This window comes from Stutzerimonas stutzeri, assembly GCF_024448935.1.
Taxonomy (GTDB): domain Bacteria; phylum Pseudomonadota; class Gammaproteobacteria; order Pseudomonadales; family Pseudomonadaceae; genus Stutzerimonas; species Stutzerimonas stutzeri_AO.
The window spans coordinates 1-20,583 of record NZ_JAMOIE010000058.1 but is presented as its reverse complement, the minus strand read 5'-3'; the positions used below and the strand labels follow the sequence as shown (position 1 = coordinate 20,583).

The 20,583-nt window shown below is 62.3% G+C and carries 20 protein-coding genes; 11 read left to right on the top strand and 9 right to left on the bottom strand.

The window, feature by feature from the left end:
* Positions 1-28 precede the first annotated feature (28 nt).
* The gene (gene serA, locus NA637_RS16300) at positions 29-1,258 is read right to left on the bottom strand and encodes a phosphoglycerate dehydrogenase (RefSeq protein ID WP_256073379.1); all 1,230 of its coding nucleotides are present in this window, start codon (positions 1,256-1,258) and stop codon (positions 29-31) included.
* A 197-nt stretch (positions 1,259-1,455) separates the two neighbouring features.
* On the opposite strand from serA, the gene NA637_RS16295 reads away from it, so the two are divergent.
* Positions 1,456-2,847: an FAD-binding oxidoreductase gene (locus tag NA637_RS16295; RefSeq protein ID WP_256073389.1), complete on the top strand. Its 1,392-nt coding sequence runs from the start codon at positions 1,456-1,458 to the stop codon at positions 2,845-2,847.
* A gap of 87 nt (positions 2,848-2,934) precedes the next feature.
* On the top strand, positions 2,935-3,600 hold the full coding sequence (locus NA637_RS16290; protein WP_256073378.1) for a fumarylacetoacetate hydrolase family protein: 666 nt from the start codon (positions 2,935-2,937) through the stop codon (positions 3,598-3,600).
* A gap of 56 nt (positions 3,601-3,656) precedes the next feature.
* Here the strand turns inward: NA637_RS16290 and rpiA are convergent, their stop codons facing one another.
* Positions 3,657-4,346, bottom strand: coding sequence for a ribose-5-phosphate isomerase RpiA (gene rpiA, locus NA637_RS16285; RefSeq protein WP_256073377.1), 690 nt, complete (start codon positions 4,344-4,346; stop codon positions 3,657-3,659).
* Positions 4,347-4,520: 174 nt separating this feature from the next.
* Between rpiA and ilvA the strand changes: the two genes are divergently transcribed.
* Both ilvA and NA637_RS16275 read left to right on the top strand, forming a co-directional pair.
* Positions 4,521-6,035, top strand: a complete 1,515-nt coding sequence (gene ilvA, locus NA637_RS16280; protein ID WP_256073376.1) for a threonine ammonia-lyase, biosynthetic — start codon at positions 4,521-4,523, stop codon at positions 6,033-6,035.
* A gap of 21 nt (positions 6,036-6,056) precedes the next feature.
* Entirely contained in the window at positions 6,057-6,497 is a 441-nt protein-coding gene (locus NA637_RS16275) for a DUF2269 family protein (protein ID WP_256073375.1), read from the top strand.
* Positions 6,498-6,511: 14 nt separating this feature from the next.
* Here NA637_RS16275 and NA637_RS16270 read toward each other — a convergent pair whose 3' ends face one another.
* Positions 6,512-7,165, bottom strand: a complete 654-nt coding sequence (locus NA637_RS16270; RefSeq protein ID WP_256073374.1) for an HAD family hydrolase — start codon at positions 7,163-7,165, stop codon at positions 6,512-6,514.
* A 177-nt stretch (positions 7,166-7,342) separates the two neighbouring features.
* On the opposite strand from NA637_RS16270, the gene NA637_RS16265 reads away from it, so the two are divergent.
* Together NA637_RS16265 and ptsP are read left to right on the top strand one after the other, a co-directional pair.
* Entirely contained in the window at positions 7,343-7,822 is a 480-nt protein-coding gene (locus NA637_RS16265; protein ID WP_256073373.1) for an RNA pyrophosphohydrolase, read from the top strand.
* A gap of 19 nt (positions 7,823-7,841) precedes the next feature.
* Complete coding sequence (ptsP, locus tag NA637_RS16260) at positions 7,842-10,115, top strand: phosphoenolpyruvate--protein phosphotransferase (protein ID WP_256073372.1); 2,274 nt, start codon at positions 7,842-7,844, stop codon at positions 10,113-10,115.
* On the opposite strand, the gene NA637_RS16255 is transcribed toward ptsP, so the two are convergent.
* On the bottom strand, positions 10,112-10,891 hold the full coding sequence (locus NA637_RS16255; protein WP_256073371.1) for an NRDE family protein: 780 nt from the start codon (positions 10,889-10,891) through the stop codon (positions 10,112-10,114). The genes ptsP and NA637_RS16255 overlap by 4 nt on opposite strands.
* Before the next feature lie 125 nt (positions 10,892-11,016).
* On the opposite strand from NA637_RS16255, the gene NA637_RS16250 reads away from it, so the two are divergent.
* The 4 genes from NA637_RS16250 to NA637_RS16235 all read left to right on the top strand — a co-directional run bounded on the left by NA637_RS16250 (position 11,017) and on the right by NA637_RS16235 (position 14,367).
* Positions 11,017-11,799, top strand: a complete 783-nt coding sequence (locus tag NA637_RS16250) for a sulfite exporter TauE/SafE family protein (protein WP_256073370.1) — start codon at positions 11,017-11,019, stop codon at positions 11,797-11,799.
* A gap of 10 nt (positions 11,800-11,809) precedes the next feature.
* Positions 11,810-12,610, top strand: coding sequence for a prolipoprotein diacylglyceryl transferase (gene lgt, locus NA637_RS16245; protein WP_256073369.1), 801 nt, complete (start codon positions 11,810-11,812; stop codon positions 12,608-12,610).
* A gap of 103 nt (positions 12,611-12,713) precedes the next feature.
* Positions 12,714-13,508 (top strand): thymidylate synthase, encoded by a 795-nt coding sequence (locus NA637_RS16240; RefSeq protein ID WP_256073368.1) that lies wholly within the window; start codon positions 12,714-12,716, stop codon positions 13,506-13,508.
* 88 nt (positions 13,509-13,596) lie between these two features.
* Positions 13,597-14,367 (top strand): ParA family protein, encoded by a 771-nt coding sequence (locus NA637_RS16235; protein ID WP_256073367.1) that lies wholly within the window; start codon positions 13,597-13,599, stop codon positions 14,365-14,367.
* On the opposite strand, the gene NA637_RS16230 is transcribed toward NA637_RS16235, so the two are convergent.
* From NA637_RS16230 to NA637_RS16210, 5 genes are read right to left on the bottom strand one after another with little or no spacing between them, the layout of a single operon-like run.
* Entirely contained in the window at positions 14,368-15,351 is a 984-nt protein-coding gene (locus NA637_RS16230; protein WP_256073366.1) for a branched-chain amino acid ABC transporter permease, read from the bottom strand.
* Between the two features lies 1 nt (position 15,352).
* Positions 15,353-16,240 carry a branched-chain amino acid ABC transporter permease gene (locus NA637_RS16225; protein WP_256073365.1) on the bottom strand — a complete coding sequence of 296 codons (888 nt, stop codon included), beginning with the start codon at positions 16,238-16,240 and terminating at the stop codon, positions 15,353-15,355.
* Complete coding sequence (locus NA637_RS16220) at positions 16,240-16,950, bottom strand: ABC transporter ATP-binding protein (RefSeq protein ID WP_256073364.1); 711 nt, start codon at positions 16,948-16,950, stop codon at positions 16,240-16,242. The genes NA637_RS16225 and NA637_RS16220 overlap by 1 nt, the downstream gene beginning before the upstream one ends.
* Positions 16,943-17,746 carry an ABC transporter ATP-binding protein gene (locus NA637_RS16215; protein WP_256073388.1) on the bottom strand — a complete coding sequence of 268 codons (804 nt, stop codon included), beginning with the start codon at positions 17,744-17,746 and terminating at the stop codon, positions 16,943-16,945. Before NA637_RS16215 ends, NA637_RS16220 begins: the two co-directional genes overlap by 8 nt.
* A gap of 5 nt (positions 17,747-17,751) precedes the next feature.
* Positions 17,752-18,960 (bottom strand): ABC transporter substrate-binding protein, encoded by a 1,209-nt coding sequence (locus tag NA637_RS16210; protein ID WP_256073363.1) that lies wholly within the window; start codon positions 18,958-18,960, stop codon positions 17,752-17,754.
* A gap of 568 nt (positions 18,961-19,528) precedes the next feature.
* Between NA637_RS16210 and NA637_RS16205 the strand changes: the two genes are divergently transcribed.
* Positions 19,529-20,440, top strand: a complete 912-nt coding sequence (locus NA637_RS16205) for a response regulator (RefSeq protein WP_256073362.1) — start codon at positions 19,529-19,531, stop codon at positions 20,438-20,440.
* Positions 20,441-20,583 lie beyond the last annotated feature (143 nt).

The window sequence follows — 20,583 nt, the reverse complement described above, 5'->3', positions numbered from 1 at the left end:
CTCCCCTTCGGTATTGGCAATACAGTGCTCAGAACAGCACGCGGCTGCGGATGGTGCCGTTGACGTGTTGCAGCTTCTCCAGCGCCAGGTCGGAGTACTCCTTGTCCACGTCGATGACGACGTAGCCGACCTTCTCGTTGGTCTGCAGGAACTGGCCGCAGATGTTGATGCCGTTGTCTGCGAAGACCTTGTTGATCTCGCTCATGACACCCGGAATGTTCTGGTGGATGTGCAGCAGGCGGTGCTTGCCGGGGTGCGATGGCAGGGCCACTTCCGGGAAGTTGACCGAGGACACCGAGGTGCCGTTGTCGCTGTACTTGACCAGCTTTTCCGCCACTTCCAGGCCGATGTTGGCCTGTGCTTCGGCGGTCGAACCGCCGATGTGCGGGGTCAGGATCACGCGATCCAGGCCACGCAGCGGGCTTTCGAACTCTTCGTCGTTGGATTTGGGCTCGGCCGGGAACACGTCGATGGCGGCGCCGATGAGGTGCTCGTTCCTGATCGCGGCGGCCAGGTGATCCAGCTCGACCACGGTGCCGCGGGCGGCGTTGATCAGGATCGCGCCTTTCTTCATGGCGTGGATTTCCTTCTCACCGATCATCCACTGCGTGGATGGCAGCTCGGGGACGTGCAGGGAGACGATGTCGCACATGCCCAGCAGTTCGTACAGCGAACCGATCTGAGTGGCGTTGCCCAGCGGCAGCTTGGTGACCACGTCATAGAAGAACACCTGCATGCCGAGGCTCTCGGCGAGCACTGACAGCTGCGTGCCGATGGAGCCGTAGCCGATGATGCCCAGCTTCTTGCCGCGGATTTCGAAGGAGTTGGCTGCCGACTTGATCCAGCCGCCGCGATGGCAGGACGCGTTCTTCTCCGGAATGCCGCGCAGCAGCAGGATGGCTTCGGCCAGCACCAGCTCGGCCACCGAACGGGTGTTGGAGTAGGGCGCATTGAACACCGCAATGCCGCGCCCGCGAGCGGCATTGAGATCGACCTGATTGGTGCCGATGCAGAAGCAGCCGACGGCGATCAGTTTTTTTGCTGCTTCGAACACGTCCTCGGTAAGCTGAGTACGCGAACGAATCCCGATGAAATGGACGTCAGCGATCTTCTCTTTCAGCTCCGGCTCGGTCAGCGCGGTCTTGAGGTACTCGATGTTGGAGTAGCCGGCGGCCTTGAGGGTGTCGACAGCGTTCTGGTGCACGCCTTCGAGAAGAAGGAACTTGATCTTGCTCTTGTCGAGAGAGGTCTGGCTCATCTGCATTTAAACCTTGAGGCCGAAGGGTAGGACAAAGTGTCCAGCGAAGGCTGGCCGACCCGGTATCAGCGGTGTCGGGAGTCTGCCGAGGCACGTTTCAAAAGGGTGCGTATGCTAGCATACGCACCCCTCGAAACACCCATGTCCTGAGCTGAAGCGCGCTCAGGGCGAGCATGAATCGAATGAGAGATCCCATGATGACCGACCCCGCCCTGATCGACGAGCTGAAGACCCTGGTCGAGCCTGGCAAGGTGCTGACCGATGCCGATTCGCTGAACACCTATGGCAAGGATTGGACCAGACATTTTGCTCCGGCACCTTCGGCGATCGTGTTTCCCAAGGACATCGAGCAAGTACAGGCCATTGTTCGTTGGGCTAATGAACGCAAGGTTGCGCTGGTGCCTTCCGGTGGTCGCACCGGCTTGTCTGCCGCCGCGGTGGCGGCACATGGCGAGGTCGTCGTTTCCTTCGGCTACATGAACCAGATCCTCGACTTCAACGAGATGGACCGCACCGTGGCTTGCCAGCCGGGCGTGGTCACCGCCGTCCTGCAGCAGTTCGCCGAGGACCAGGGCCTGTACTACCCGGTGGACTTCGCCTCCGCCGGTTCCAGCCAGATCGGCGGCAACATCGGCACCAACGCCGGCGGCATCAAGGTGATCCGCTACGGCATGACCCGCAACTGGGTCGCCGGGCTCAAGGTCGTCACCGGCAAGGGCGACCTGCTGGAACTGAACAAGGACCTGATCAAGAACGCCACCGGCTACGACCTGCGCCAGCTGTTCATCGGCGCCGAGGGTACGCTTGGGTTCGTGGTGGAAGCGACCATGCGCCTGGAGCGCCAGCCGACCAATCTCACCGCCATGGTCCTCGGCACGCCGGACTTCGAGTCGATCATGCCGGTGCTGCACGCCTTCCAGGACAAGCTGGACCTGACCGCCTTCGAGTTCTTCTCCGACAAGTGCCTGGACAAGATCCTCGCCCGCGGCGACGTGCCGGCGCCATTCGAGACCCGCACGCCGTTCTATGCGCTGCTGGAGTTCGAGGCCACCACCGAAGAACGTGCCGAGCAGGCTCTGGCGACCTTCGAGCATTGCGTCGAGCAGGGCTGGGTGATCGACGGCGTGATGAGCCAGAGCGAGCAGCAGTTGCAGAACCTGTGGAAGCTGCGCGAGTACATTTCGGAGACCATCAGCCACTGGACGCCCTACAAGAACGACATCTCGGTCACCGTGTCGAGGGTGCCGGCCTTCCTCGCCGCCATCGACGCCATCGTCAGTCAGAACTACCCGGACTTCGAGGTGCTCTGGTACGGCCACATCGGCGACGGCAACCTGCACCTGAACATCCTCAAGCCGGAGGCCTTGTCCAAGGACGAATTCTTCGACAAGTGCGCCGCGGTCAACAAGTGGGTGTTCGAGACGGTCGAGAAGTACAACGGTTCGATCTCTGCCGAGCATGGCGTCGGCATGACTAAATGCGACTACCTGACCTACAGCCGCTCGGAGGCGGAAATCGCCTACATGAAGGCGATCAAGGCTGCGTTCGACCCCAATGGCATCATGAATCCCGGCAAGATCTTTAATTAAAGCCGCAAGCCGCAAGCCGCAAGAAAAATCTGGACGCGCGCTCACTTGCAGCTTGAGGCTTGCAGCTTGCAGCTACGGAGCAATCCTATGAACTACCAGCACCAGTACACCGACGGCACCACGATCCATTATCCGCTGGGCAAAGTCGTCTGCATCGGCCGTAACTACGCCGAGCACGCCAAGGAACTGAACAACCCGGTGCCGAGCGAGCCTCTACTGTTTATCAAGGCCGGCAGCTGCACCGTGCCGCTGGACGGTGGCTTCAGCATTCCCTCTGACCGCGGTGCCGTGCACTACGAGGCGGAAATCGCCGTGCTGATCGGCAAGCCGTTGTCGCGCAAGCCGAACGAAGAAGAGGTTCGCGACGCGATCTCCGGGTTCGCCCCGGCGCTCGACCTGACCCTGCGCGACGTGCAGGCCAAGCTGAAGGAAAAGGGTCATCCATGGGAAATCGCCAAGAGCTTTGACGGTGCCTGCGTGCTGGCACCCTTCGTGCCGGGCGATGCGGTGGAGGATCTGACCGACATCGGCGTGCGCCTGACCATCAACGGTGAGGTGCGTCAGGATGGCAACAGCAATCAGATGCTCAACGCCATCCTGCCGCTGCTGCAGCACATCGCCGGGCATTTCAGCCTGCAGCCGGGCGACGTGGTGCTGACCGGCACGCCGGTGGGTGTCGGCCCCCTCCATCAGGGCGACGAGCTGGTGCTGGAACTGGTCGGACTGTCGCGCTTCGAGAGTCGCGTGCTCTGAAAAGCAGGCCGACGCGCTGGACGCCGACGGCGGACCAAGCTTGAAGCTTCAAGCTTTTAGCTTCCAGCTGCTTCCCTCCGCTTGAGCGTTTGCACGCCGTCTTTGGTGCCCAGCAACAGAATGTCGGCCGGGCGTGCAGCGAACAGCCCGTTGGTGACCACGCCGACGATGTTGTTGATCTGCGCTTCCACATCCGGGGCGAAGCCGATCATGAGGTTGTGCACGTCGAGAATAATGTTGCCGTTGTCGGTCACCACACCGTCACGGTACACGGGGTCGCCACCCAGCTTGACCAATTCCCGCCCCACGTGGCTGCGGGCCATCGGTATCACTTCGACCGGCAGGGGAAACTCGCCGAGGCGTTCGACCAGCTTGCTGTCGTCGGCGATGCAGATGAAGGTGCGGGCCACTGCGGCAACGATCTTTTCCCGGGTCAGGGCTGCGCCGCCGCCCTTGATCAGTTCCAGATGGCTGTTGGTCTCGTCGGCGCCGTCGATGTAGAACTCCAGGTCCGATACCGAATTCAGGTCGTAAACCGGAATGCCATGGCCTTTCAGGCGCTCGGCGGTGGCGTCGGAACTGGCTACCGCGCCGTCGAAGAAGCCTTTGTGCTTGGCCAGCAGGTCGATGAAGAAGTTGGCGGTGGAACCGGTGCCAACGCCGACGATGCTGCGGTCGGTGAGCTGCGGCGCGATGAGGTCGACAGCGGCCTGGGCGACAGCCTGCTTGAGTTGGTCCTGGGTCATGGCGTAAAGGTCCGGGCGGTGAGTGAGTCGAGGGACGAGAGTATAGCGGGGGCTCAGCAGAGGGTCTTGCCGGCTAAGGCTGTACGGCTGTTTTGCGCGCCGATTGACGGTGGTCGCAGGGTTTTTCGCAGAGTAGACTCGTCTGCCCTGCATGGCCCGCCAAGATAGCTCACGATGCTCGAACAGTACGTCAAGAAGATCCTCACCTCGCGCGTCTATGACGTTGCGGTGGAAACCCCGTTGCAGCCTGCCCGCCAGCTTTCCGAGCGGCTGGGTAACCAGATTCTGCTCAAGCGCGAGGATCTGCAGCCGGTGTTCTCGTTCAAGATCCGTGGCGCCTATAACAAGCTGGCTCAGCTTTCCGCCGAGGAGCTGGCGCGCGGCGTCGTCACGGCTTCGGCCGGCAACCATGCCCAGGGCCTGGCCTTGGCGGCCCGCGAGCTGGGTATCAAGGCGACCATCGTCATGCCGCGCACCACGCCGGAGCTGAAGGTTCAGGGCGTGCGTGCGCGCGGCGGCAAGGTGGTGCTACACGGGGATGCTTTTCCCGAGGCGCTGGCGTACTCGCTGCGGCTGGTCGAGGAAAAGGGTTACGTCTATATCCACCCCTACGACGATCCGCACGTCATTGCCGGGCAGGGCACCGTGGCGATGGAAATTCTTCGCCAGCACCAGGGCCAGCTGGACGCGATCTTCGTGCCAGTGGGCGGCGGCGGGCTGATCGCGGGCGTGGCCGCGTACATCAAATACCTGCGCCCCGAGATCAAGGTCATCGGTGTGGAGCCGGACGATTCCAACTGCCTGCAGCAGGCAATGGCCGCCGGCGAGCGCGTGGTGCTGCCGCAAGTGGGCTTGTTCGCCGACGGGGTGGCGGTGGCGCAGATCGGTCAGTACACCTTCGATATCTGCCGGCACCATGTCGACGAAGTGATCACGGTCAGTACCGACGAGATCTGTGCGGCCATCAAGGACATCTACGACGACACCCGCTCGATCACCGAGCCGGCCGGTGCCCTGGCGGTGGCCGGGATCAAGCGCTACGTGGAGCGTGACGGGGTCGAGAAGCAGGTACTGGTGGGCATCGATTCGGGGGCCAACGTCAATTTCGACCGGCTGCGCCACGTGGCCGAGCGGGCCGAGCTGGGCGAGAAGCGCGAAGCGATCATCGCCGTGACCATCCCCGAGGAGCCGGGCAGCTTCAAGGCCTTTTGCGAGGCCATCGGCAAGCGCCAGATTACCGAGTTCAACTACCGCTACCACCAGGACCGCGAAGCGCACATCTTCGTCGGCGTGCAGACCCATCCGGAAAACGATCCGCGTGCGGCGCTGGTGGAAGGGCTGCGGGCCAAGGGCTTTCCGGTACTCGACCTCACCGACAATGAGCTGGCCAAGCTGCACACCCGCCACATGGTCGGCGGACATGCGTCCGGCGTGAGCGATGAGTTGGTCTATCGCTTCGAATTCCCGGAACGTCCGGGCGCGCTGTTCAACTTTCTCAGCAACCTCGGCGGGCGCTGGAACATATCGATGTTCCACTACCGCAACCATGGTGCCGCTGACGGCCGAGTGGTGGCCGGCTTGCAAGTACCCGCCGAGGACCGTCACCTGTTGCCGGCCGCGCTGGACAAGATCGGCTATCGATACTGGGACGAAACGGACAATCCGGCCTACCAACTCTTTCTCGGCTGACCAGCCGTACCGCGAGGATCAATGGAACATTACCCGCTGCTGAACATTGCCCATGCTGCCCTGGCGATTCTGCTCACGCTCGGGCTCATCGCCCATATCGTCATGCTGTGGAAGGCCTGGCGACGGGCAGATCCTGCCGTGTTGCAGAAAAAACTGCAGCGGACCCGGCTGATGTCACTGCCCTTGCTCGCCGTGCTGGGATTGCTGCTGCCGGTGACAGGCTGGTGGTTGGCTCATCTGGCAGGCTTTCCGCTCGGCCAGCTGTGGCTGCTCGCCAGTTCGGTGCTGTTTCTGATCCTCGTACCGCTCACCTTGTTGCTCGGTGGCCGGTTGCGCGCCTGGCAAGCGTTGGGCGATACCCCGGCGCCCGCGCGGCTGCCACGCTTTGCGCTGGTTTACGCTGGGCTGATCTTGCTGATTCTGATCGCCATCATGGGGCTGATGGGCGCCAAGCCGGTCTAGTCTGCGGCCACCGCTCAGCGCAGGCTGATGATGCTCCAGCCGCGCTGTTGGGCGATATCGCGAAGGGTGGGGTCGGGGTCGACGGCGACCGGATGGCTGACCCGCTCGAGCAATGGCAGGTCGTTGCGTGAATCGCTGTAAAAATAGCTGTCATCCAGGCTCTGGTCATTTTCCACCAGCCAGCGTTCGATTCGTGTCACCTTGCCTTCCTGAAAGCACGGCACATCGGTCAAGCGACCGGTGTAGCGTCCCTCCTGCATCTCGCATTCGGTGGCCAGCAGGGTATCGACGCCCAGGCGTTTGGCGATGGGCCCGGTGATGAAGCGGTTGGTTGCGGTGATGATGACCACCCGGTCGCCGGCTTCATGATGCTGGCGGACCAATGCCTCGCCTTTTGCCAGCACGATGGGTTCGATGTGGTCGCGCATGAACTCGGCGTGCCATTGCTGAAGCTGCGCCATCTCGCTGCGCCCAAGCAGCTCCTGGCAGAAGTTCTGATATTCATGCACATCCAGCGCGCCGGCCAGGTAGTCCTGATAAAAGGCATCGTTGCGGGCGCGATAGGCCTCGGCGTCGACCAGCCCGCGTTGGCAGAGAAATTCACCCCAAGCGTGGTCGCTGTCGCCGGCCAGGAGGGTGTTGTCGAGATCGAATAGAGCCAGGCGCACGCTGCTTTCCTCAGGCGATGAAGGGAGGCGAAGCATAGCCGGATCGCTCGCTAGATGGCAGATGCAAGCACTTCGATGGCGCGCCGCTTCCGATTGATCAATGGCTCCCATGCGCGCTTTCTGCTTTTCACGTTTTTGTGGAACAATGCCGCGACATGCGTTTGCGAGGTTGTTGCCGTGATCGACTCCGATGGTTTTCGCCCCAATGTCGGCATCATCCTGACCAATGATGTCGGGCAGGTGCTGTGGGCTCGGCGGATTAACCAGGATGCCTGGCAATTTCCGCAAGGCGGAATCAATCCACGCGAGACGCCGGAAGAGGCCCTCTACCGCGAACTCAACGAAGAAGTCGGCTTGGAACAGCAGGATGTGCAGATCCTTGCCTGCACCCGCGGCTGGTTGCGCTATCGCTTGCCGCAGCGCCTGGTGCGTACTCACAGCCAGCCGCTGTGCATCGGTCAGAAACAGAAGTGGTTTCTGCTGCGCCTCACCGGCGCCGAAGACCGGGTGCGCATGGATCTGACTGGCAAGCCGGAATTCGACGGATGGCGCTGGGTCAGTTACTGGTACCCGCTGGGCCAGGTGGTCACCTTCAAGCGCGAGGTTTACCGTCGCGCCTTAAAAGAACTCGCCCCGCGCCTTCTGGCGCAGGATTGACGGGAGAAAGCCCCTGAGCATGCTCGGCACGCTGCGCAAGATCGTCCAGGAAGTCAACGCCGCCAGGGATCTCACGGCGGCCCTGGGCATTATCGTGCTGAGAGTCCGGGAGGCCATGGGCAGCCAGGTCTGCTCGGTCTACCTGCTCGATCCGGAATCCGGTCGTTTCGTGCTCATGGCCACCGAAGGCCTGAACAAGGAAGCCATCGGCAAGGTCAGCATGGCGCCCAACGAGGGTCTGGTCGGTCTGGTCGGCACCCGAGAGGAGCCGCTCAACCTGGAGCATGCCTCCGAGCATCCGCGCTATCGCTACTTTGCCGAGACCGGTGAAGAGCGCTACGCCTCTTTTCTCGGTGCGCCGATCATTCACCATCGGCGGGTGATGGGCGTACTGGTCATTCAGCAGAAAGAGCGGCGGCTGTTCGACGAGGGCGAAGAAGCCTTTCTCGTGACCATGAGCGCACAGCTCGCGGGGGTCATCGCCCACGCCGAGGCAACCGGCTCGATCCGTGGCCTCGGCCGGCAGGGCAAAGGCATTCAGGAAACCCGTTTCATCGGTATTCCGGGTGCGCCCGGGGCGGCGGTGGGCACGGCAGTCGTTGTGCTGCCGCCTGCTGATCTGGACGTGGTGCCCGACAAGGCCATCGATAACATTCCAGCCGAGCTCGCGCTGTTCGAAGCTGCGCTCGCGGCTGTACGTGCCGACATGCGTGCCTTGTCCGACAAGCTTGCTACGCAGATGCGCAAGGAAGAGCGCGCACTGTTCGACGTCTACCTGATGATGCTCGACGACTCTGCCCTCGGTGGCGAGGTGTCCAAAGTCATTCGGACGGGCCAGTGGGCGCAAGGCGCGTTACGCCAGGTCGTTGCCGATCATGTGGGTCGCTTCGAGATGATGGACGATGCCTACCTGCGCGAGCGCGCCTCGGACGTCAAGGACATCGGCCGGCGTCTGCTCGGCTATCTGCAGCAGGCCCGGCAGCAGACGCTGACCTACCCGGACAACACCATCCTCGTCAGTGAAGAGCTGTCCCCGGCGATGCTCGGCGAAGTGCCTGAAGGCAAGCTGATGGGCATGGTGTCGGTGCTCGGTTCGAGCAACTCGCATGTGGCGATCCTGGCGCGGGCCATGGGCATCCCGACCGTGATGGGCGCGGTCGACCTGCCGTACTCGAAGGTCGACGGTATCGAGCTGATCATCGACGGCACCCGGGGCGAGATCATCACCAATCCTGCCAAGGTGCTGCGCGAACAGTATCTGATCCTGGCCGAGCAGGAGCGGCAGCTGTCCGAAGGGCTCGACGTGCTGCGCGAGCTGCCGTGCGAGACCACCGATGGATTGCGCATCCCGCTGTGGGTGAACACCGGCCTGCTCGCCGATGTGGTGCGTGCTCAGGAGCGCGGCGCCGAGGGCGTCGGTCTGTATCGCACCGAAGTGCCCTTCATGATCAAGGAGCGCTTTCCCAGCGAGAAGGAGCAGATGGCGATCTATCGCGAACAGCTGCAGGCCTTCCATCCGCTGCCCGTGACCATGCGCAGTCTGGATATCGGCGGCGACAAGAGCCTGCCGTATTTTCCCATCAAGGAAGAGAATCCTTTCCTTGGCTGGCGGGGCATCCGCGTCACCCTGGACCATCCCGAGATATTTCTGCTGCAGACCCGCGCCATGCTCAAGGCCAGCGCCGGGCTGAACAACCTGCGCATCCTCCTGCCGATGATTTCCGGCACGCGCGAGCTGGAAGAAGCGCTGCACCTGATCCATCGCGCCTGGGGCGAAGTGCGCGACGAAGGCACCGATGTCGAAATGCCTCCGGTGGGGGTGATGATCGAAGTGCCGGCGGCAGTCTACCTGACCCGCGAACTGGCGCGTCAGGTGGACTTCATCTCGGTGGGCTCCAACGACCTGACCCAGTACCTGCTGGCGGTCGATCGCAACAATCCTCGGGTGGCGGATCTTTACGATTATCTGCATCCCGCTGTGCTCGAAGCGTTGCAGCGCGTCGTCCGTGAAGCCCACGGCGAAGGCAAGCCGGTGAGCATCTGCGGTGAGATGGCCGGTGACCCCGGTGCGGCCATCCTGCTGCTGGCGATGGGGTTCGACAGCCTGTCGATGAACGCCACCAACCTGCCGAAGGTGAAATGGATGCTGCGCCAGATCAGTTCGGCAACTGCCCGCGAGTTGCTGGCCAAGGTGATGGTCATGGACAGTCCTCAGGTGATCCATGCCACCGTGCAATTGACCCTGCGCAACCTGGGGTTGGACCGCATGCTCAACCCGTCGGCGGCGCTCTAGCCCGGATCCGAGCGGCTTACCTGGCTGGATGAAGGCAGGTCGAAGCGGCGTTGACCCAACACCCCAGCCGGTCCGAAGCGGCGCTCGGTGATATGTGCGGAGCCGTCCGCACGGCGGATCAGTACCGTGCTGGCGCGGGTGCCGTAGTCGGCGCTTGATATGAATACGCTGGACAGCTTCTTCTCCCATTCATAGGGCACGCCGGTGCTTGGCAGGTCGGCGTCTGCGGCGGGTTGGGGGTCGCTCAACACCCGCAACAGGGTGTCCACGTCCGGTGCGTCGATACAGGCCTGCAAGGCGGCGCGGGCGCGAACGAGCTTCGGCCAGGGCGTATTCAGCGCTGCGTTGGACAAGCCGTAGACACCGGCCGGCAACCGTTCCTGTGTGGCGGACTGTGAATTCAGGTACCACAACTCCCGTGCATCCCCGACCAGCAGGTTGAAACCCGAGTAATGCTCGAGGTGGCCAGTCAATTCGCTCAGGTAGGCCTGGGGTGACAGAGCACTGCGCAGATAGCGCTCGGGCAGTTCGCCACGTGAGCGCGCGCCGGCCGGGGTACCCGGTGCGCGGATGTTGGTCAGTGCGGCGAAGCGTCCCGCTGCACTGACTCCCATCCAGGTGCCACCTGCCAGGAGGTCGCGCCCAGCTACGATTTCTGGCGTGTCGTCCCAGTGACCCAGCGGCAGGCTGGGACGCGCATGGAATTCGTCACGGTTGGCCGCGACGATGAGTGGCACTGCGTGGCTCGGGCGCCAGGCGAATACGATCAGGCACATGGTTAGGCTCAGCTGGGTGCGAGAGGTGAGAGCTTGAAGCCAAGCCGCCCGGCTCGGCAACCCGCTTTCAGCTGCCGGGCAGTTTTTCCGCTAACATGCCGCTTTGTTTTGGTCAGGGTGGCCCGATGGAGTTCGCGATTTACCTGCTGCTCGGAGGGTTTGCCGGTGTGCTGGCCGGACTGTTCGGTGTCGGCGGAGGAATGGTCATTGTTCCGGTACTGGTCTTCAGCTTCACGCTGCAGGGTTTCGATCCGCTGGTGTTGACCCACATGGCGGTCGGCACGTCGCTGGCGACGATCGTTTTCACCTCACTGAACTCGATTAGAGCTCATCATCTCAAAGGCGCAGTGCTCTGGCCCGTGGTGCTGTGGATGACCCTCGGCATTCTGCTCGGGGCGGTCTTGGGCAGCGTCACCGCGGCGGCGATCCAAGGGCCTGTATTGCAGAAGATCATCGGCGTGTTCGCCATTGCCATGGCGATTCAGATGGCATTTTCGCTTCAGCCCAAGGCCAGCCGCGGCGTGCCCGGCAAGCCCGGGCTCACGCTGGCGGGTGTGGTGGTGGGCTGGGTATCGGCGATCTTCGGGATCGGTGGTGGTTCCCTGACGGTACCCTTTCTCAGCTGGCGCAGCGTACCCCTTCAGCAGGCGGTCGCGACGTCGGCGGCCTGTGGTCTGCCGATCGCTATCGTCGGCGCGTTGAGTTTCGCGTTGGTTGGCTGGCAGGATGCGCATCTGCCGGAATGGAGCCTGGGGTTCGTTTACTTGCCGGCGGTGCTGGGTATCGCGATCACCAGTATGTTTTTCGCCCGGATCGGGGCGCAACTGGCCCATCGGCTGTCGGCACTGATGCTGCGGCGCCTGTTCGCGCTGTTGCTGTTTAGCGTTGGTATCAATTTCTTGATCTGAGGAAACCCGGATGCTGCCTTACCCGCAGATAGACCCTGTGGCCGTTTCGCTAGGCCCGCTGCAAATCCACTGGTACGGCCTGATGTATCTGGTCGGCATCGGTGGTGCCTGGCTGCTGGCCTCCCGCCGCCTGCACCGTTTCGATCCGAGCTGGGACAAGGACAAGCTTTCTGACCTGGTGTTCTGGGTGGCGATGGGCGTGATCGTCGGGGGGCGGCTGGGTTATGTGCTGTTCTACGATCTGGCGTCCTATATCAGCGATCCGACCCTCATCTTCCAGGTCTGGAAGGGGGGCATGTCGTTTCACGGGGGCTTGCTTGGCGTGCTGCTGTGCACCTGGATTTTCGCCCGGCGCAACGGCAAGAAATTCTTCGAGCTGATGGACTTCATCGCGCCCTTCGTGCCGATCGGGCTGGGCGCCGGGCGCATCGGCAACTTCATCAACGCCGAGCTGTGGGGCAAGGCGACCGATGTGCCCTGGGCCATGGTCTTTCCCACCGATCCGCAGCAGCTGGCGCGGCATCCCTCGCAGCTCTATCAGTTCGCCCTGGAAGGCGTGGCGTTATTCGTCATTCTCTGGGTCTACTCGAGCAAGCCGCGGCCGACCATGGCAGTCTCCGGCTTGTTTGCCGTCTGCTATGGCATCTTCCGTTTCATCGTCGAATTCGTGCGCGTACCCGATGCGCAGCTCGGCTACCTGGCGTTCGGCTGGCTGACCATGGGCCAGGTCCTTTGCGTGCCGATGGTGCTGCTGGGCGCAGGAATGATCGCCTGGGGTTACCGACGCGACGCCGGTCGGGCTCCGGCCTGATTCGAAGGCCTGCCTGTCGCCGCGAAGGCGACAAGCGGGCCCCGGGCTTTTACTATGCGCGCAGCCTTTTCACCGCGCTTCGGCGCCTGCTTCGAGCTCATCGATGAAACAATATCTCGACCTGATGCGCCATGTGCGCGAGCATGGAACCTTCAAGAGCGATCGCACTGGCACCGGCACTTACAGCGTGTTTGGCCATCAGATGCGCTTCGACCTGAGCGACGGTTTTCCGCTGGTGACCACCAAGAAATGCCACCTGAAATCGATCATTCACGAGCTGCTGTGGTTTCTGCAGGGTGACACCAACATCAAGTACTTGCGGGAAAACGGCGTACGCATCTGGGACGAGTGGGCCGACGAGAACGGCGAGCTCGGCCCGGTCTACGGTTACCAATGGCGCAGCTGGCCGGCGCCCAACGGCGGATCGGTCGACCAGATCAGCAAACTGGTGGAGATGATCAAGCAGAACCCGGATTCGCGCCGCCTGATCGTTTCAGCCTGGAACCCTGCGCTGGTCGACGAGATGGCCCTGCCGCCTTGCCACGCGCTGTTCCAGTTCTATGTCGCGAACGGCAAGCTCAGCTGCCAGCTGTACCAGCGTTCAGCCGACATCTTCCTCGGCGTGCCCTTCAACATCGCCAGCTATGCGCTGCTGACGCTGATGGTGGCCCAGGTCTGCGACCTGCAGCCGGGCGAGTTCATCTGGAGCGGTGGCGATTGCCACCTCTATGCAAACCACCTGGAACAGGCCGACCTGCAGCTGACCCGCGAACCGCTACCGCTGCCGACGATGAAGCTCAATCCCGACGTGAAGGACCTGTTCGCCTTCCGCTTCGAGGACTTCGAACTGGTGGGTTACGACGCCCATCCGCATATCAAGGCACCCGTCGCCGTCTGACTTTGGTCGGGTTTGCCGTTGCGGATAACCTGAGCGTCACATTTGCCGTATAGACTCGACCGCTCAGGGGCATTTTGGGAGGCAAGTCATGCGCAGGGTCGTGTTCAATCAGAAGGGCGGTGTCGGCAAGTCGAGCATCGCCTGCAATCTGGCCGCGGTCAGCGCATCGCAGGGCTACCGCACGCTGCTGGTGGACCTGGACGCCCAGGCCAACTCCACGCATTACCTGACCGGACTGACCGGCGATGACATTCCCACGGGCATCGCCGACTTCTTCAAGCAGATCCTCGCCGGCGGTGCCGCGGGCAAGAAGGCGCGTCCGCCGATCCTCGAAACGGCCTTCGACAACCTGCACCTGATCAGCGCCACCGCCGAGCTGGCCGACCTGCAGCCCAAGCTCGAAGCCAAGCACAAGATCAACAAGCTGCGCAAATTGCTCGACGGCCTTGCCGAGGAGTACGACCGCATCTACCTCGACACACCGCCCTCGCTGAACTTCTACACCGTTTCGGCGCTGATCGCTGCCGACCGCTGCCTGATTCCCTTCGACTGCGACAGCTTTTCCCGCCAGGCGCTGTACAGCCTGCTAGCAGAAATCGAGGAGTTGCAGGAAGACCACGACGTAGGGCTGCAGGTCGAGGGCATCGTGGTCAATCAGTTCCAGCCGCGGGCGGCGCTGCCGCAGCAGATGATCGACGAGCTGCTGAGTGAGGGTTTGCCGGTGCTGCCCGTGCATCTGATGAGTTCGGTACGGATGCGCGAGTCGCATGAGGTGTGCATTCCGCTGATCCACCTCGACCCGCGGCACAAGCTGACCCAGCAGTTCGTCGAGTTGCATGGGTATCTGGAAGGCCGCTGACTACTCGTCCCGCGAGCGTTCGATCTTGCGACCCAGCCGCGAGGCGTAGAGCTCGCCGATGATGCCGCGACGAAAGATCAATACGCAGACCATGAAGATGATCCCGGTCACCAGTGTGACCGGCAGCGACGAGGTTGCGAGGTAGTTGCCCAGCGTGGTCACCAACGCCGCACCAAATACAGGACCTACCAGCGTCCCGATTCCGCCAAGCAGCGTCATCAGCACCACCTCCCCGGACATCTGCCAACTGACATCGGTGAGGGTGGCGAACTGAAACACCAGCGCTTTGAGCCCGCCGGCCAACCCCGCCAGCGCAGCCGACATGACGAAAGCGCCAAGCTTGTAACGGGACACCGAATAGCCGAGGGAGATTGCCCTGTTTTCGTTCTCGCGAATCGACTTGAGGATCATGCCGTACGGCGAATTGATGATTCGCCAGATTGCCAGCACGCCGAGCAGGAACACCGTGAGCACGAAGAAATACATGTTCAGCGGCTCTTTCAGATCGATTAATCCGAACAGGTGCCCGCGCGGAACGCCCTGAATGCCGTCTTCGCCATGGGTGAAAGGCGCCTGCAAACAAAAGAAGAAAAACATCTGCGACAGCGCCAGCGTGATCATCGTCGAGTAGATGCCTTGCCTGCGGATCGCCAGAAAGCCGATCACCAGCCCCAGGAATGCGGCCCCCACCACCCCCACCAGAATGCCCAACTCCGGCGTCAGACCCCATTCCTTGACCGCATGGGCGGTGAAATAGGCGGCGCCGCCGAAGAACGCGGCGTGGCCGAAGGAGAGGATGCCGGTGTACCCCAGGAGCAGGTTGAAGGCGCAGGCGAACAGTGCGAAACACATTACCTTCATCAGGAACACGGGGTAAAAATGCAGCGGCGCCAGGACCAGCCCGACGACCCCGATGAGGATCAGGATCGTCTCGGCATTCCAGCGCTTTCGCTTTGCTGCGGATCGTGCGGTCGTTTGCTGCATGTCAGCCATCCCTTCCCATCAAGCCCGCAGGCCGCACGAGCAGCACAATCGCCATGACCACGAAGATCACGATGTTGGATGCCTCGGGGTAGAACACCTTGGTCAGGCCCTCGAGAATCCCCAGCATGTAGCCGGTGATGACCGCTCCCAGGATGGAGCCCATGCCGCCTACCACTACCACGGCGAACACGACGATGATGAGGTTCGAGCCCATCAGCGGACTGACCTGGTAGATCGGTGCGGCAAGGATTCCGGCCAGTCCTGCCAGACCGGAACCGAGGCCGTAAGTGAACGTCAGCAGCAGCGGCACGTTGATGCCGAAGGTGCGTACCAGCGTGGGGTTTTCGGTGACGGCCCGCAGATAGGCACCGAGTTTGGTCTTTTCGATCAGCAGCCAGGTGCCCAGGCAGATCAGCAGGGACGCCAGCACCACCCAGGCGCGGTACTTGGGCAGGAACATGAAGCCCAGGTTGTAGCCGCCTGACAGCAGGCTCGGCACTGCGTAGGGCTGGCCGGATGAGCCGTAGTAGTAGCGGAACGCGCCTTCCAGCGCGAGGGCCAGGCCGAAGGTAAAGAGCAGACCGTACAGGTGATCGAGGTTATACAGCCGTGACAGCGCCAGCCGCTCGATCCCCGCCCCGACGAGACCAACGATCAACGGTGCCAGAATCAACGCCGGCCAGTAGCCGATGCCCAGGATCGTCAGCAGCAGATAGCCGGCAAAAGCGCCCATCATGTACTGCGCGCCATGGGCGAAATTGATCACCTTGATCAGACCGAAAATGATCGCCAGACCCAAGCTGAGCATGGCGTAGAAGGAGCCGTTGATCAGGCCGATCAGCAGTTGCCCGAGAAACGCCTGGACAGGTACGCCGAAGATCTCTGTCATCAGACCCCCAGAGTTTCGTTGAGTATCGTCATGCGATCCGGCAGTTCGCTGACATGGAAGCTGTCAACGATCCGTCCGTGATCGACCAGGTAAAAGCGGTCGGCGACCTTGCTGGCGAAGCGGAAGTTCTGCTCCACCAGAAGGATGGTCATGCCGCGCTGCTTGAGTGTCAGCAGTACATCGCCGATGCGCTGGACGATCACTGGCGCCAGGCCCTCGGTGGGCTCGTCCAGCAGCAACAGTTTCGCCCCGGTACGCAGTATTCGTGCGATCGCCAGCATCTGCTGCTCACCGCCGGACAGTTTGGTTCCGGCGCTGTTGCGGCGTTCCTTGAGGTTTGGGAACAGCTCATAGATCTCATGGGTGGACATGCCGCCCTTGGCGATGATCGGCGGCAGGTTGAGGTTCTCGTCCACCGTCAGGGTGGCGAAGATACCGCGCTCCTCCGGCACGAACCCCATTCCCGTGTGGGCAGCTCGATGCAGAGGTACGTGCATCATGTCGTGACCATCGAACTGGATGGTTCCGGTCCGTTTGCGGATGATGCCCATGATCGAGCGCAGCGCCGTGGTCTTGCCCACGCCGTTGCGGCCGAGCAGTGTCACGGTCTCGCCTTGATGGACGTCCAGGTCGATTCCATGCAGCGCGTGGCTCTCGCCGTACCAGGCGTTGAGCTCGCGAACCCTTAACAGCGGCGTCGCTTCACTCATCTTCGGTCCCCATATACGCCTCGCGGACGCGTGCGTCCTGGCTCACGCTGCGGTAATCGCCCGAGGTCAGGATTTCCCCTCGTTGGAGCACTGTCACCTGATCACAAAGGTCGGCGACGACTTTCAGGTTGTGTTCGACCATCAGGACCGCGCGATCGCGGGCCGCCTCGCGGATGATCTCGGACACGATGTGCACGTCCTCATGGCCCATGCCCGCCATCGGCTCGTCCAGCAGCAAGACCTTTGGCTCCAGGGCGAGGGTGGTAGCAATCTCCAGGACTCGCTTGCGCCCGTAGGACAAATCCGCCGCCGGGCTATGACAGACGTCCTGCAGGCCAATCGACTCGATCATCTGAATGGCCCGCTCGTTAAGACGGTTCAGCGAGCGCAGCGGCAGCCAGAACTGCGTTGCCAGGCCGCCCGGACGCTGCAGGGCCACACGCACGTTTTCCAGCACTGTCAGGTGCGGGAAAACGGCTGAAATCTGGAATGAGCGCACCAGTCCCATGCGTGCCACCTTGGCCGGATCGGTACGGGTGATGTCTTCTCCGAGCAGCGTGATGGTGCCGCTGGATGGTTGCAGGAACTTGGTTAGCAGGTTGAATACCGTGGTCTTGCCGGCGCCGTTGGGCCCGATCAACGCATGGACCCGGGCGTGATGCACGTCCAGGTCGACATCGTTCACCGCAACGAAACCCTTGAAATCCCGGCGCAGCCCGCGCGCCGAGAGCACGACGGGCGATTGCCCGCCCGCCGTCGACCCCGCACGATCTTCAGCTGAATCGCTGTGGGCCATCATGCTTATTGCTTGGCCAGGTCGCAGCCGCTCTCGGCGGGCTTGATGTAGGCTTCATCGCCCGGCACCGTGGCGAGGACCTTGTAGTAATCCCAGGGCTCCTTGCTTTCCTCGGGCTTCTTCACTTCCATCAGGTAGACGTCGCTGATCAGGCGGCCGTTGGCGCCGACCTTGCCATTGCGGGCGAAGAGATCGTTCACCGGCATCTCATGCATGGCCTTGGCCACCGCTTCGGTTTCGTCGGTGCCGACCTTGTCGATCGCCTTGAGATACTGCAATACGCCCGAGTAGGTGCCCGCGTGGATCATGTTCGGCATCCGCCCGGTGCGCTCGAAGAAGCGTTTGCCAAATTCACGGGATTGATCGTCACGGTCCCAGTAGAAGCTTTCGGTGAGGGTCAGCCCCTGTGCGGCTTCAAGGCCGAGGCCGTGCACTTCCGAGAGGGTGAAGAGCAGCGCCGCCAGACGTTGACCACTGGCGACGATGCCGAACTCGGCGGCCTGCTTGATGGCATTGGCGGTATCCATCCCGGCGTTGGCCAGGCCGATGACTTCGGCGCCGGAGGATTGCGCTTGCAAGAGGAAAGAGGAGTAATCGTTGGTCGCCAACGGGTGCCGTACGGCGCCCTTGATTTCTCCCCCCTTGGCTTTGACGAATTCGCTGGTCTGCTCCTCCAGCGAGTACCCGAAGGCATAGTCGGCGGTGAGGAAGTACCAGCTGTTGCCGCCCTGGGATACCAGCGCACCGCCCGTGCCAACCGCCAGCGCGTGGGTGTCATAAGCCCAGTGGAAGCCGTAGGGTGAACACTGCTTGCCGGTGAGTTCGGCGGTAGCGGCGCCAGTGACCAGATCGATCTTTTTCTTGTCCTTGGAGATGCCTTGCACCGCCAGCGCCACGGATGATGTGGTCAGTTCCATAATGGAGTCGACCTGCTCGCGGTCGTACCACTGACGTGCGATATTGGAAGCGATATCCGGCTTGTTCTGATGGTCGGCCGTGATGATTTCGATCGGCATGCCCCGAATTTTCCCGCCGAAATCTTCAGCCGCCATCTTGGCCGCCTCGTAGGACCATTTACCACCGAAGTCGGCATAGACGCCGGACTGGTCGTTGAGAATGCCGATTTTCACCTTGCCATCGGATATTTCCGCAGCCGTCGCGGGGATCGCGGCCGCTGCGCTCAGTGCTGCCGTTGCAATTGCCAGAAGCTTCATCGCCTATCTCCTTGCAGGGGTTGACCGCTTGGAAGACAGCCCAAGCGGCTGCCACAACTGGACGGTTCGGTGGGTAACGGGAAGCGGCAGACAGGGCTACCGACCATCACAACGAGCATGCGCTGACAGGCGCTGCGGTAACGGTTTCGGGAGCGAGCCAAAAGGTGTATCGATCGCGGGAAGTCAGGGCTTCGGCAGCAATCGGGATTGCGCCGAAAGAAGGGATCTGCCGTGCCGGGCTGGCGCGGATAGTCGGTGGGCACCGAGGCTGTGTTCATTCGGCCTGACATATGATTTTTCTAGTTATTGTGTAGCGCTAAACCTAGCAGGGGGTTCGGCGAGGCGCAACTGACCATTCCGGCTAGATCGGTCAGGTTTGGCTGTGCCATTCGGCGCAGTGCGCGAGCTTGGCGCAGCCGTTGAGGCTCGGCAGGCGAAAAAAACAGACACGACGCTGGTGCCGAGTGAACGAGCCCATCGGAACAGGGTGCCGGCACCTGCGGTTTTTAGCTTGGCGATGGGTTCATGGCTACCGCTATGCTGGCGGCCATTCAAGCAGGAGCGAGTGATGAGCAAGGTCAGTGTGTTGGTGGTCGATGATGCGCCCTTCATTCGGGATCTGATCAAGAAGGGGTTGCGCAGCCATTTCCCGGGGATTCATATCGAGGACGCTGTAACCGGGCGCAAGGCCCAGCAAATGCTCGATCGGGATTCGTTCGACCTCATTCTTTGTGATTGGGAAATGCCGGAAATGTCCGGCCTTGAACTGCTCACCTGGTGCCGTGCCCAGGAAAAGCTCAAGACCACCCCGTTCATCATGGTCACCAGCCGTGGCGACAAGAAGAACGTGGTCCAGGCGATCCAGTCAGGTGTGTCCGATTTCATCGGCAAGCCATTCTCCAACGAACAGTTGACTACCAAGGTGCGCAAGGCGCTCGGACGGGCCGGCAAGCTCGACGCGTTGGCCGCCAGCGCACCGGCACGGCCGACCAATACCGGAATGGCCAACGATTCCCTGGCTGCGCTGACGGGCGGTAAGGCCGAAGTTGTCAAGCCGGCCTCTGCGCCGGTGGCTTCGCCGGCACCCGGGCTTGCCGCGCCGCTGGTTCAGCCGGGCGCAGTCAAGCCGACGGCGGCCAGCGGCGGCCGCGGCCAAGGCCAGCTGCGGCTGGCGAGCGGGACGCTTGCTTGCGTCATCAAGGCCCTCAGTCTTAAAGAGGGGCTACTGGTGGTCAAACGCGGCGAGACGCTACCGCAAGTGCTGCAGAGCGCAGTGCTCGATCTGGAGCAGGGCGAAGGCGGGGAGGTGGCACGCCTCAATGGCTATCTGCACGCGGTCGCGGCGCTGGAGCCCAAACCGGACAGTGAATGGCTGCAATTGACCTTTCGCTTCGTCGATCGCGATCCGCAAAAGCTCGATTACCTGTCACGCCTCATCGCCCGCGGGACGGCACAACGGCACTTCGTCCCTGGCGCCTGAATAGAGACGAGCACCACTTAGGTCTGCGAACAGACGCTCCGGTCATCTGAAATGTGCAGTGCGGCCGGAACACTTTCACAGGCCGACGGTCGGTGGCTCGCGTGCGCACCGTTGCGCTGCTAGTCTGCAGCCCTCTTGCTACA

Coding starts and splice junctions, on each gene's coding strand:
- NA637_RS16220 (WP_256073364.1), bottom strand. CDS start 16,950: ATGAGTGAAGCGACGCCGCTGTTAAGGGTTCGCGAGCTCAACGCCTGG.
- ptsP (WP_256073372.1), top strand. CDS start 7,842: ATGCTCGGCACGCTGCGCAAGATCGTCCAGGAAGTCAACGCCGCCAGG.
- rpiA (WP_256073377.1), bottom strand. CDS start 4,346: ATGACCCAGGACCAACTCAAGCAGGCTGTCGCCCAGGCCGCTGTCGAC.
- NA637_RS16275 (WP_256073375.1), top strand. CDS start 6,057: ATGGAACATTACCCGCTGCTGAACATTGCCCATGCTGCCCTGGCGATT.
- NA637_RS16250 (WP_256073370.1), top strand. CDS start 11,017: ATGGAGTTCGCGATTTACCTGCTGCTCGGAGGGTTTGCCGGTGTGCTG.
- ilvA (WP_256073376.1), top strand. CDS start 4,521: ATGCTCGAACAGTACGTCAAGAAGATCCTCACCTCGCGCGTCTATGAC.
- NA637_RS16290 (WP_256073378.1), top strand. CDS start 2,935: ATGAACTACCAGCACCAGTACACCGACGGCACCACGATCCATTATCCG.
- NA637_RS16255 (WP_256073371.1), bottom strand. CDS start 10,891: ATGTGCCTGATCGTATTCGCCTGGCGCCCGAGCCACGCAGTGCCACTC.
- NA637_RS16210 (WP_256073363.1), bottom strand. CDS start 18,960: ATGAAGCTTCTGGCAATTGCAACGGCAGCACTGAGCGCAGCGGCCGCG.
- NA637_RS16205 (WP_256073362.1), top strand. CDS start 19,529: ATGAGCAAGGTCAGTGTGTTGGTGGTCGATGATGCGCCCTTCATTCGG.
- NA637_RS16295 (WP_256073389.1), top strand. CDS start 1,456: ATGACCGACCCCGCCCTGATCGACGAGCTGAAGACCCTGGTCGAGCCT.
- NA637_RS16240 (WP_256073368.1), top strand. CDS start 12,714: ATGAAACAATATCTCGACCTGATGCGCCATGTGCGCGAGCATGGAACC.
- NA637_RS16225 (WP_256073365.1), bottom strand. CDS start 16,240: ATGACAGAGATCTTCGGCGTACCTGTCCAGGCGTTTCTCGGGCAACTG.
- NA637_RS16215 (WP_256073388.1), bottom strand. CDS start 17,746: ATGGCCCACAGCGATTCAGCTGAAGATCGTGCGGGGTCGACGGCGGGC.
- lgt (WP_256073369.1), top strand. CDS start 11,810: ATGCTGCCTTACCCGCAGATAGACCCTGTGGCCGTTTCGCTAGGCCCG.
- NA637_RS16230 (WP_256073366.1), bottom strand. CDS start 15,351: ATGCAGCAAACGACCGCACGATCCGCAGCAAAGCGAAAGCGCTGGAAT.
- NA637_RS16235 (WP_256073367.1), top strand. CDS start 13,597: ATGCGCAGGGTCGTGTTCAATCAGAAGGGCGGTGTCGGCAAGTCGAGC.
- serA (WP_256073379.1), bottom strand. CDS start 1,258: ATGAGCCAGACCTCTCTCGACAAGAGCAAGATCAAGTTCCTTCTTCTC.